Raw genomic sequence first — 12147 nt, forward strand, 5'->3', positions numbered from 1 at the left:
TAGCTTAGTATGTTTTATCATCATAGCGTTAACTGAACCGTTTTAGTACCATTATTATCGATCCTTTTGGCTGAAACGGTGGTGCTATTTACTCGCAGCAATTTACTTAATATAGGGTATAGTTAAGCCAATGTAGTGGACTATAGATGCTGTTTAGTATTTTGTCATGAATTAAGGAGTCAGAATGAATCAGGTTGTTTATATTGCCAGCCCCGAAAGCCAGCAGATCCACGTATGGTCGATGAACGAAGTTGGGGAACTCACGCTTTTACAGACAGTAAAAACACCGGGTCAGGTACAACCAATGGTATTAAGCCATGATAAAAAACACCTTTATATCGGTGTTCGCCCAAATTTTCGTGTTGTGACCTATGAAATTGAGCCAAAGGGCACATTACGTTTAAAAGCGGAAACATCCATTCCAGGTACACCGGTTCATTTATCACTTGATAACAATGGCAAATATCTCTTTGTTCCTTCTTATCATCAACACAATTTATCTGTATTGACGATCAATAAAGAGGGCATTCCAAGCCAAGTTGTTCAGGTTATTGAAGGGTTGCGTAACCCTCATTCATCTCATGTTGATACTGATAATCAACAGCTTTGGGTGCCGTGCTTAGGGGAAGATCATATTCGCCTGTTTGATTTGCAAGAAAATGGCTATCTAACTGAAGCGACCGCGGATCAAATTACGACAGCACCGCAGTCAGGGCCTCGTCACCTTGCATTCCACCCTAGTGAGAAAGTGATCTACTGTATCAATGAGTTAGACTCAACCATTGGTGTTTACCGTAAGTTTACCCGTTATCGCACCATGCAAACATTAGCAAACTATCCTGCAGGAAATGAAAGCCAGCGTTGGGCCGCTGATATCCATGTGACGCCTGATGGCCGCCATTTGTATGCCAGTGAACGGTCAGAAAGCTATATTAGCCACTATCTTATTTCTGATGATGGCTGCGAACTCACTTTGGAAGCGCGTTACCCGACAGAAGCCCACCCAAGAGGTTTTAATATTGATAACACCGGCCGCTTTTTAATTTCCAGTGGGCAAAAGTCAGACCATATTTCAGTTTCTGAAATTGACCCAATTACAGGGAAACTGACGCAAATAGGAAGGTATGCGGTTGGGAAAGGCCCTATGTGGGTTATTTCAGTCATCCTTTAATCTTCGTCATACTTCGAGCTATAGCGGTGTTGGCTTCACTCGGCTACTTTTGGGTCACATACTGATGTATGCTCCCCAAGATACCCTCGATTGCCGCCTTGCTATAACTCGAAGTATTTAGAAGATTATCTAATTAAAAACTCAGTAAGGATCACTTCGATTATCATTGAATTTATTGTGTTATCCCAACACTTTTGCCATCGTATTCGTCACTTTACTGAGTTGCTCGGGAGTGATGATATACGGTGGCATCACATAAATCAGTTTGCCGAACGGGCGAACCCAAACGCCATTTTCAACAAATACCTTTTGTAATGCCGCTGTATCCACTGGCTGCTTCATTTCAATAACGCCGATGGCACCGAGGACGCGTATATCCGCGACGCTAGGGTGAGAGCGCAAAGGCATTAATTCAGCTTTGAGTTGTAGCTCAATATTGGCGATGGTTTGTTGCCACGGGCTATTGAGCAATAGTGATAGGCTTGCATCTGCAACCGCACAGGCAAGGGGGTTGCCCATAAATGTTGGTCCATGCATAAAACAACCAGCCTCGCCATTGCTTATGGTTTCGGCGACATGGCGAGTTGTCAGGGTTGCTGATAGCGTCATATAACCCCCAGTTAATGCTTTGCCGATACACATAATATCAGGTGAGATATTTGCGTGTTGACAGGCAAATAGTTTACCGGTGCGGCCAAATCCTGTCGCAATTTCATCTGCTATTAGTAAGAGGCCATAATGGTCGCATAAATCACGTACGCCTTTTAAATAGGCAGGGTGATAGATGCGCATTCCCCCAGCACCTTGAACAATGGGTTCTAGGATGATCGCAGCAATTTCATGGCTATTTTCTGCTAATTGTGCTTCGAGTGGATGTAAATCTGCGGGGTTCCATTCATCATTAAAACCACATTGTGGAGCTTCCACAAACACGTGGGGGGGCAAATACCCCTTGTACAGTCCATGCATGGAATTATCTGGGTCACAAACGGCCATAGCACCAAAGGTATCACCGTGATATCCGTGGCGTAATGTCAAAATTCGCTGGCGTTTTTCGCCTTTGGCTTGCCAATATTGCAGTGCCATTTTTAGTGCCACTTCAACTGCGACAGAGCCTGAATCAGCGAGAAATATGCATTCCAGTGGTTCAGGAGTGATAGTCACTAATTGTTTGCATAGATTTACTGCTGGTGGGTGAGTGATCCCCCCAAACATGACATGAGACATTTTGCTCAACTGAGTGGTAACAGCTTGGTTGAGTTCAGGGTGATTATAGCCATGGATTGCAGCCCACCATGAAGACATGCCGTCAATCAATCTTTTTCCATCAGGCATCACGAGTTCGACTCCTTGCGCTTCCACAATGGGATAGGCTGGAATGGGTTGGCTCATTGATGTGTAAGGATGCCAAATATGTTTGGCATCAAAAGTAATATCAGCATTGTTCATTTTTATCTTCGTCAACTTTTTATGATCATTTTAGTTGACATGATAATCGCAATATTTAAACTGGCAACAACTTTTTCAACTGGAGAGTTCCCGTGAGCCAATTAAAACAGTGGACAATAAAACAAGCTAATGAACTGTTTTCAATGCCTTTTTTTGACTTGTTATTTCAAGCGCAGCAAATTCATCGGCAAAATTTTGATCCCCAACAAGTGCAAGTGAGTACGCTTCTATCAATTAAAACAGGGGCTTGTCCCGAAGATTGTAAATATTGTGCTCAAAGTGCTCGTTATAAAACGGGGCTAGAAACTGAGCGTTTAATGGAAGTACAACAAGTTTTAGAATCAGCTAAGAAAGCGAAGCAAGCAGGTTCAACGCGTTTTTGTATGGGGGCTGCATGGCGTAACCCTAAAGAACGGGATATGCCTTATCTTGAAATGATGGTTAAAGAGGTTAAATCGTTAGGGATGGAAACCTGTATGACACTTGGAATGATTGATAATACCCAAGCCCAGCGTTTAGCAGAAGCAGGCTTGGATTATTACAATCATAACCTTGATACTTCTCCTGAATATTACGGCAATATTATTACAACACGTACATACCAAGACCGTTTAGATACTTTAGAAAATGTGCGTGATGCGGGTATCAAGGTGTGTTCAGGCGGGATTTTAGGGTTAGGGGAAAAAGTGAGTGATCGTGCTGCACTCTTAGTGCAACTTGCCAATTTACCAAAGCCCCCAGAAAGTGTTCCCATCAATATGCTGATGAAAGTCGAAGGGACGCCGATGGCGGATAATGAAGATGTTGATGCCTTTGATTTTATACGCACGATCGCAGTGGCTCGGATCATGATGCCAACCTCCTATGTGAGGCTTTCTGCTGGTCGAGAATATATGAATGAGCAGACTCAAGCGCTGTGTTTTATGGCTGGAGCGAACTCAGTATTTTACGGCTGTAAATTACTGACAACGCCTAACCCAGACGAGAACAAAGACCTCGCATTGTTTAACAAACTAAACATTAACCCAGAGCGAATTGAAACGGATGAGGGAGATAACCAGCAAGCGGCTAAACTAGCCGAAACGTTGCTAACCGCAGATAACCCACAATTTTATAACGCTGTTGTATAATGTCTTGGCAATCATTCATCGAAGAACAGATTGAACAGCGTAAACAAGCGTCGATCTGGCGGCAACGTCAATGTATTGACCGGGCTGATGGCCGGTCACTTTATCTGGCAGACAAAGAATATCTTAACTTCTCATCCAATGACTATTTAGGGTTAACTCACCATCCTAAGGTTGTTGCAGCTTGGCAAAGAGGAGCAAATCAATATGGGGTCGGTAGCGGTGGCTCAGGCCATATTACTGGTTACACCAAAGCACATGATGAGCTCGAAACGGCACTTGCTGAGTGGTTGGGGTATTCAAAGGCACTGTTGTTTATTTCGGGTTTTGCTGCCAACCATGCTGTGATCACGGCGTTGATGACACAAAACGACCGTATTTTAGCAGATAAATTAAGTCATGCTTCAATCATCGAAGCTTCGATGCATTCAGGGGCTAAATTACGTCGCTTTCATCATAATAATACATCATCTCTAGAACATCTAATCACTAAGCCTATTACAGGGAAAACTCTTGCTGTCACTGAAGGGGTATTCAGCATGGATGGCGATAGTGCGCCTTTGCGACAATTACAACAAATCGCCACAAAACACAAAGCTTGGCTGATGGTTGATGATGCTCATGGGATTGGAGTTAAAGGTGAGCAAGGACGTGGAAGCTGCTTTGAGCAGGGAGTTAAGCCTGAAATTTTAGTGGTGACGTTTGGTAAAGCATTCGGTTTAAGTGGGGCAGCAATACTTTGTGACCAGCAAACCGCTGACTTTTTGGTGCAATCTGCACGCCACTTAATTTATAGCACGTCAATGCCGCCTGCACAGGCCGTCGCCATTTTATCGGCGATGCAACAAATCAAGCAAGCAGATGAAGCGCGTTTTAATCTTAACCAACATATCGAATACTTTAGAAATAATGCGAATTTCAATGGGATGAAACTAGCCGACTCAAAGACGGCTATCCAACCATTAATTGTTGGTGATAACCAAGCTAGCCAACAACTCGCAAATTTTTTGCGTAATAGAAATATTTGGGTTCACGGGGTCCGCCCACCCACAGTGCCAGTGGGAAGTGCTAGGCTACGGATCACATTAAGTGCCGCCCATAGACGTCAAGATATTGATCAATTATTGGAGACTTTAGATGATTTCGTCTCTATGTCGTGAAAAGCATAAAATAGCGGCTGCTTTTGGCCGCGCTGCGAAAAATTACGATTCTGTTGCTAGCTACCAGCAAGCAACAGGAGAACAGCTGTTGAAGCAATTGACATCCGAATTAGCATTAATGGCACATTCAGCACCATTACGGGTGTTGGATGCGGGGTGTGGCACGGGGTATTTCAGTCAAAAACTTACAGCTCAAGGTTACCAAGTCACAGCGTTAGATATTTCTGTAGGGATGTTAGATGTTGCAGAAGGGAAGTGTGCTGCGGATCATTATATCTGTGCAGATATAGAAACGATCCCATTAGCGGATCAAAGTGTTGATGTCGTGTTTTCCAATTTAGCACTCCAATGGTGCCAAGATATCACTCAAGCATTAAGCGAATTATACCGTGTGACTAAACGTGGGGGAATAGTGGTATTTACCACACTGGGAGAACATTCATTAAGTGAATTATCGAGCGCTTGGAAAGCATTAGATGATGCTCCTCATGTTAATGTGTTTTTGGGAGTTCAGCAAATGCGCAATAGCTGCCAAAGATGGAGAAATCAGCTAACTATTCAAAAAGATACATTGTATTTTTCTGGAATTACAGAGTTACTTCATTCATTAAAAGGGATAGGGGCAACTCATTTAACCGCTGGGCGCAAAACGGGGTTAATGACACGCCAGCGCCTAAAACAGCTTGCGGCTGTATATCCGATAACAGAACAAGGGTTACCTTTAACTTATTATACGGTATTTGGGGTACTTTATCGTGACTAAAACGTATTTTGTAACAGGAACGGATACCGAAGTTGGTAAAACGGTCGTAAGCTGTGCTTTATTGCAGTCTGCAAATTGCCAAGGTGTTAAAACAGCAGGTTACAAGCCAGTTGCATCAGGCAGTGAAATTACACCACATGGTTTACGAAATAGTGATGCATTACTATTGCAAGCAAATAGCGGGTTAACATTACCTTATAGCGCAGTTAATCCGATTGTATTTGAAGCACCAACATCCCCGCATATAATTAGTGATAAATTGCAGCAACCGATCGAATTTTCAGTGATCAATAAAGGCTTACAGCATCTACAATCGCAAGCGGATTGGGTATTAGTTGAAGGTGCTGGTGGTTGGTATACACCGTTATCCCATGAACAGACTTACGCTGATTGGGTTATCGAACAGCAATTACCAGTGATTCTAGTGGTGGGCGTTAAGTTAGGTTGTATTAACCATGCATTATTAACGATGAAAGCGATTATCGCTTCAGGCTTATCAGTGGTTGGTTGGGTTGCTAATGAGGTAGAAACCCCTGGGGATTACCAAAAACAGTATTTAGAGACACTTAAACATATGATTAAAGCACCTTGCTTAGGTGTGATCCCGCATCGCAAAGATATAATGGGCTGCTCATTAGGGCAATTTTTAGATCTTTCTTTACTAACATCTTGATCAAACATTTTAAAATGATGAATCAGCCCCTATATAGAAAGCGATAGTGGGCTGTAATAATTGTTAATTATATTGGCGATCTTTTTAACGTGATCAACCTAAATTTTGTCAAGTTTTTCACCTGAGATACCTGCTGGATCTTCGTAAAAAAGATAAAATCCCTTTTTCGTAGCGGATACTACGTAAAAATTTTTTCATCGAACTGCCATCTTATTGTCATTTAGCTATCATTTAACAAATTTTAGATATTGCGTGAAAGCATGAGCCCTAAGGGCTTCAAGAGTTATCCACTATTTCTGTGGATAACCTTGTGTATTAACGTTATAAAACAAGTTCTATGCTAGGTGACAAGCGGCTTTGCCTTTATTTGATGTGAATCTGGACTCGAAATTAATTTATTTTAAATTCAATTGGTTAAATAAAATCAAGCCTTCAATTTGTATTTAACATAGGGCGCAAAAAGGCAATAGCATAAAATATAAAGTTTAGAAAAGGTCAAGTACTTTTTTGGGGATAACATTTTTATAAACTTATTGGAATGGTTAATTACAGAAAATTTCATCTCAGGGCTTGAAGCTGGTTTTTTATCCAGTATTATAACGCAAGAGATAAGCTAAGGGGCGTTAATATGAGTAAGGATTTTAAACTGCATTCTGATTTCCAACCGGGGGGGACCAGCCTGAAGCTATTCGAAAATTAAGGGAAGGGCTACAAGATGGTCTCGCTCATCAAACCCTATTAGGGGTAACAGGTTCGGGGAAAACCTTTACGATAGCTAACGTCATCGCAAAAGAAAATCGACCAACCATGTTGATGGCGCATAATAAAACCTTAGCGGCTCAGCTTTACAGTGAAATGAAAGCGTTTTTTCCTGAAAATGCGGTTGAGTACTTCGTTTCTTACTATGATTATTATCAGCCAGAAGCTTATGTACCAAGCTCGGATACCTTTATTGAGAAAGATGCCTCTGTTAACGAACATATTGAGCAAATGCGTTTGTCTGCGACTAAGGCTTTACTTGAACGTCGAGACGTCATTGTTGTCGCTTCGGTATCTGCTATTTATGGGTTAGGTGACCCCGATAGCTATTTAAAAATGATGTTGCATTTGACGGACGGTATGATTATTGATCAACGGTCGATTCTCCGTCGCTTGGCAGATCTACAATATACACGTAATGACCAAGCCTTTACCCGTGGTACGTTCCGTGTACGCGGTGAAGTTATTGATATATTCCCAGCTGAATCAGATGAATATGCTTTACGTGTTGAATTATTTGATGACGAAGTCGAAAGGTTATCCTTGTTTGACCCACTTACCGGTCAAATCCAACATCGTGTTCCTCGTTTCACCGTCTATCCTAAAACGCACTATGTTACGCCGAGAGAACGTATTCTTGAAGCGATGGAACAGATAAAAGTTGAGTTAGTTGATAGACGTAAAGTTCTATTGGAAAACCACAAATTAGTAGAGGAGCAGCGGTTAACTCAACGCACTCAGTATGATTTAGAAATGATGAATGAGCTCGGTTATTGCTCAGGGATTGAAAACTATTCACGTTATTTGTCAGGGCGAGCACCGGGTGAAGCCCCTCCAACCTTATTTGATTACCTCCCTGCTGACGGTTTATTAGTGGTTGATGAGTCTCACGTTACTATCCCGCAAATTGGGGCGATGTATAAAGGTGACCGTTCGAGAAAAGAAACTCTGGTTGAATATGGTTTTCGTCTACCTTCCGCATTGGATAACCGGCCAATGCGCTTTGAAGAGTTTGAAGCACTGGCACCTCAAACAATCTATGTCTCTGCAACACCAGGTAACTATGAGCTTGATAAATCTGGTCATGAGGTTATCGAACAGGTTGTTCGCCCAACTGGGTTACTTGACCCAATAATTGAAGTTCGTCCTGTTGCAACTCAAGTTGATGATTTAATTTCTGAAATTCGTATTCGTGTACAGAAAAATGAGCGGGTGTTAGTCACTACGCTAACAAAACGGATGGCAGAGGATTTAACCGAATATCTTGAGGAACATGGCGAGCGAGTACGTTATCTCCATTCTGATATCGATACAGTTGAGCGTGTTGAAATTATTCGCGACTTGCGTCTTGGTGAGTTTGATGTGTTGGTTGGTATTAACTTATTAAGAGAAGGCCTCGATATGCCTGAGGTGTCTCTTGTCGCTATTCTGGATGCAGATAAAGAAGGGTTCTTGCGGTCAGAGCGTTCATTGATTCAGACTATTGGCCGTGCCGCCCGTAACTTGAATGGTAAAGCTATTCTGTATGGCGATAGGGTCACAAATTCAATGCAAAAAGCGATTGCCGAAACGGAACGCCGCCGTGCTAAACAAATGGCTTTCAATGAAGAGCATGGCATTACTCCACAGGGGCTTAATAAGAAAGTCGGCGATATCTTGCAAATTGGTCACAAAGTGGGGGGCAAGGGCAAGAATCGAGCCAAAGATAACATCAAAAATGATGTTATGGCTGATGTGCAATCTATGTCGACAAAACAGTTGGAACAACGCATTTCGCAACTCGAAGCCCAAATGTATAAACACGCGCAAGATTTGGAGTTTGAAGCTGCGGCAAGGGTGCGAGATGAACTGCAAGCGATACGCTCTCAGTTTATTGCTAACTCATAAATATTGATTAAAAACAATTTGTTAAGATTACCCCGCCGCTTATTGGCAGCGGGGCTGTTCAATCAAGGCGGGGTATTATAGGCTAACGGCATTTGTATAAATTATAGCCTAAACTTTTGGCGAGTTTTGCGACCATCTTTTGCCCTCTAACGCTGTTTCCTATTGGGTCTAAAGGTGGAGAAAATGCCGCAATTGCCATCACTCCAGGTATTATCGTTAATATACCGCCTCCGACTCCGCTTTTGCTAGGTAGCCCAACGTTATAGGCCCAATTGCCTGAACTGTCGTACATCCCTTCCATGGTCATTTCAGCGAGTATTTTCGGGCAGTTATCAGGGTTAAGGACTTGCTCTTTGGTTATTGGGTTTTTCCCACCGGTTGCAATAGTTGCACCCATAGTGGCTAATTCTACCGTGGTAATAAGTGTTGAGCACTGACGAGTATATACATCACAAGCTTCCATTGTATCGCAATAAAGGTAGCCAGCGGCATATAATAGCCAAGCAATTCCACGATTATGAAAATTAGTCGCTTGTTCGGACTGGTTTAATTCCTCAGAAATAGTAATCTCTTTAGAGCCTAATTTTCGTTGCATCTCTAAAATACGTTGCCAGCGCTCATCTATTGATTGCGCTTTAATAATACTTGCCGCTGAAATTGCACCTGCATTGACTAAGGGGGACAAAGGTTTATCTCCATGTAATTCTAATGCCATCACAGAATTAAAAGGCAACCCTGTCGCAGATGCCCCTAACTTTTCTTGAATTACATCAGGGCTAAAGTCTTCGAGTGCTAAGGCGAGCGTACACACCTTAGAAATCGATTCAATAGCAAAACGGTATTGGGTATCACCTGCTGAAATAATATCCCCTTGAGCCGTCACCACGGCTAATGCGCAAAGTTGACTATCAATTTTGGCTAAAAATGGAATATAGTCTGCATTTGCTCCTTCCGTATCATGGCGGAATTCTTGGTAAATATCTTCGACAGTAACGCGCATTTTTTTAGATCTAGCATAAGTGTTATTCCTTAATAAATATAAGTTAATTATTAAGCTCAGTTATATTGTATGGATAAAATATAAAATAACAGGGATATATAATAAATAAATAAGAATAGAAAATGTTAAAGCTTGTGTTGCAAGTGTTATATCGGCTTTATATTTATTAGCTAAGATAACAGTCGTATTTGGAATAGGTAGTGAACAGACTAGTATTGTGACTTTTATCATCATTATTGGCATATTCAATAAATGGCCAAGTAATAAAACAACTAAAGGTGTAACAATAAACCTAAAAATAATAATCACTATAATAGGTATGGTTATTTTTAATGTTTTTAAGCCAGTAAGATAAATGATGACCCCAATAATCAGCATTGCGAGAGGTGAAGTCATGCCATTTAAATAGTCAAAAAAAGATGTTAATAAACTGGGTATCTTTATATGAGTTAATAATAGAAATACACCAATAATAAATGCGATTAGAGGCGGTGTGAAAATATTTTTTATTGTATCTATAACGTTAAATTTTTCGGTATTATTATCATTCTTAAGTAAATAGATGCCTAATGTCCAGTAGATAATGGTTTGTGCTATGTATGTCATTAATGCATAAGGTAATTGATGGGAACCATAAACGGCCATTGTGATTGGAATACCAAAAAAAACAGTGCTACTCATCGAGCAAAGGCCAATAAATAAGCCATGTTCTCCCCTTGGGATCTTCATTATAATAGCAACTATAAAGGAAATTAACATTAACAGTAAAATAGTGCTAAATGGGAGTATAATAGCTGGAATTAATGTTAAAAATTCTTTTTTTGAAAAGTCAGTAGTGATAGATAAAATGAGCGTTATAGGCAATGTGATATTAAGTAATAACTTTGTCATTGCACTATTACTATTTTCATTGAACCACTTTATTTTACCTAAAATAAATCCTATCCCAACAATCAGAAAAAGAATTAAAATATTTGAATAATCATTTAGCATTTACGTTCCTCAATGGCATTATATGGAACCACATTTTGCTAGTCATAAATATTAAAAGTTATCTTTATAAAATCATATATTAATAATATAGATGAAAACCTTGGAAAAGAGAAAAATAATTATGAAGTTTTTAGGAATAGAATTTAATTCCTCCTTAAAAAGAGGAACTAAATTCTTAAATGCTTAATTAAATTAATTGGATGGCAGCCTCAATGGCTTGTAATAGTAGCTTTCTATCGTGACGATAAGGGATGTCATCTGCCTCAAGAACACGTTGGATGATTTTACGCTCTCCACTAATATTATCTATTTGCGTGCGTGGCCCAAGGATCAATGCATCGATTTTTTTACAGCCAATATAATGCTCCATCATTTGTAACTTTTCAGGTAAAGAAAGGTTAGCGGCAGGGGAGCTTATTTCTTTTGCTAAGTTACCAATATAAATCATTGGTGCTTTACATTCATGCAATGCACTTGCAATTTCTTCTAACAATAAGAGTGGCATCAGGCTTGTAAAAAAACTACCGGGGCCGATGATGATCAAATCAGCTTGGTGAATAGCCTCTAAAGCTTCGCCTGTCGCTTTGACTGTTGGATATAAACGAAGTTCTTTCGGGACTTCACTCAGGGCATCGACATTCACTTCACCGTAAACCTCATTACCCATCTCATCAACAGCCATTAAGTCAACAGGCGATTCTGACATCGGGATTAACTGCGCATCGACTTTTAGCATATTACGGATGAGATTAATGGCTTCCAAAGGTCGCACGCTCAGATGATCTAATGACTTTAGCATCAAATTACCTAAGTTATGGCCAGATAGCTCACCATTACCACTAAAACGATATTCAAACATGGCAGAAGCAATTGAAGGCTCAGTGATCAATTGGTTCAAACAGTTACGCATATCTCCCCAAGCGATCCCACCTTCAGACCGACGAATTCGACCCGTAGAACCGCCATTATCAGTGGTGGTAACGATGCCGGTTAAACGAGAACCTAAAGAGGAAAGAGAAGACATCACGCGACCAAGCCCATGCCCGCCACCGAGAGCGACAACATGCCTGAGATCCGCCAGACTGCAATTCGGCATAGTGTTCCTATATCAATTAATTTTTAGCACCAAAAAATAACCAAATCGTTTACAACGGCAAAATTCATC

9 protein-coding genes and 1 pseudogene are annotated in these 12147 nt (G+C 40.9%); 6 read left to right on the forward strand and 4 right to left on the reverse strand.

Features of this window, described 5'->3' with window-relative positions:
- The first annotated feature begins 184 nt into the window (after nucleotides 1–184).
- On the forward strand, nucleotides 185–1171 hold the full coding sequence (gene pgl / locus RB151_RS05820; protein WP_042846613.1) for a 6-phosphogluconolactonase: 987 nt from the start codon (nucleotides 185–187) through the stop codon (nucleotides 1169–1171).
- A gap of 180 nt (nucleotides 1172–1351) precedes the next feature.
- Here pgl and bioA read toward each other — a convergent pair whose 3' ends face one another.
- Nucleotides 1352–2620: an adenosylmethionine--8-amino-7-oxononanoate transaminase gene (gene bioA, locus RB151_RS05825; protein ID WP_048606487.1), complete on the reverse strand. Its 1269-nt coding sequence runs from the start codon at nucleotides 2618–2620 to the stop codon at nucleotides 1352–1354.
- 92 nt (nucleotides 2621–2712) lie between these two features.
- Between bioA and bioB the strand changes: the two genes are divergently transcribed.
- From bioB to uvrB, 5 genes and pseudogenes are all read left to right on the forward strand, one after another.
- Complete coding sequence (gene bioB, locus RB151_RS05830; protein ID WP_042846611.1) at nucleotides 2713–3750, forward strand: biotin synthase BioB; 1038 nt, start codon at nucleotides 2713–2715, stop codon at nucleotides 3748–3750.
- Entirely contained in the window at nucleotides 3750–4907 is a 1158-nt protein-coding gene (gene bioF, locus RB151_RS05835) for an 8-amino-7-oxononanoate synthase (protein WP_042846610.1), read from the forward strand. The genes bioB and bioF overlap by 1 nt, the downstream gene beginning before the upstream one ends.
- Nucleotides 4885–5670: a malonyl-ACP O-methyltransferase BioC gene (gene bioC / locus RB151_RS05840; RefSeq protein ID WP_071547845.1), complete on the forward strand. Its 786-nt coding sequence runs from the start codon at nucleotides 4885–4887 to the stop codon at nucleotides 5668–5670. Before bioF ends, bioC begins: the two co-directional genes overlap by 23 nt.
- The gene (gene bioD / locus RB151_RS05845; RefSeq protein WP_071547846.1) at nucleotides 5663–6343 is read left to right on the forward strand and encodes a dethiobiotin synthase; all 681 of its coding nucleotides are present in this window, start codon (nucleotides 5663–5665) and stop codon (nucleotides 6341–6343) included. The genes bioC and bioD overlap by 8 nt, the downstream gene beginning before the upstream one ends.
- 628 nt (nucleotides 6344–6971) lie before the next feature.
- Nucleotides 6972–8989: pseudogene (uvrB, locus tag RB151_RS05850) on the forward strand (excinuclease ABC subunit UvrB).
- 82 nt (nucleotides 8990–9071) lie between these two features.
- Here uvrB and glsA read toward each other — a convergent pair.
- From glsA to RB151_RS05865, 3 genes are all read right to left on the reverse strand, one after another.
- Complete coding sequence (glsA, locus tag RB151_RS05855; RefSeq protein ID WP_071547847.1) at nucleotides 9072–9989, reverse strand: glutaminase A; 918 nt, start codon at nucleotides 9987–9989, stop codon at nucleotides 9072–9074.
- Between the two features lie 60 nt (nucleotides 9990–10049).
- Nucleotides 10050–10982: an AEC family transporter gene (locus tag RB151_RS05860; RefSeq protein WP_048606496.1), complete on the reverse strand. Its 933-nt coding sequence runs from the start codon at nucleotides 10980–10982 to the stop codon at nucleotides 10050–10052.
- Between the two features lie 187 nt (nucleotides 10983–11169).
- Nucleotides 11170–12078 (reverse strand): gluconeogenesis factor YvcK family protein, encoded by a 909-nt coding sequence (locus RB151_RS05865; protein WP_042846604.1) that lies wholly within the window; start codon nucleotides 12076–12078, stop codon nucleotides 11170–11172.
- Between the last annotated feature and the right edge of the window lie 69 nt (nucleotides 12079–12147).

Source organism: Providencia rettgeri, assembly GCF_001874625.1.
Classification (GTDB): Bacteria; Pseudomonadota; Gammaproteobacteria; order Enterobacterales; family Enterobacteriaceae; genus Providencia; species Providencia huashanensis.

What these genes read in the sequence shown, in the direction of transcription:
- RB151_RS05860 (WP_048606496.1), bottom strand. Translation starts at nt 10,982, where the DNA reads ATGCTAAATGATTATTCAAATATTTTAATTCTTTTTCTGATTGTTGGG.
- RB151_RS05865 (WP_042846604.1), bottom strand. Translation starts at nt 12,078, where the DNA reads ATGCCGAATTGCAGTCTGGCGGATCTCAGGCATGTTGTCGCTCTCGGT.
- glsA (WP_071547847.1), bottom strand. Translation starts at nt 9,989, where the DNA reads ATGCGCGTTACTGTCGAAGATATTTACCAAGAATTCCGCCATGATACG.
- pgl (WP_042846613.1), top strand. Translation starts at nt 185, where the DNA reads ATGAATCAGGTTGTTTATATTGCCAGCCCCGAAAGCCAGCAGATCCAC.
- bioF (WP_042846610.1), top strand. Translation starts at nt 3,750, where the DNA reads ATGTCTTGGCAATCATTCATCGAAGAACAGATTGAACAGCGTAAACAA.
- bioC (WP_071547845.1), top strand. Translation starts at nt 4,885, where the DNA reads ATGATTTCGTCTCTATGTCGTGAAAAGCATAAAATAGCGGCTGCTTTT.
- bioA (WP_048606487.1), bottom strand. Translation starts at nt 2,620, where the DNA reads ATGAACAATGCTGATATTACTTTTGATGCCAAACATATTTGGCATCCT.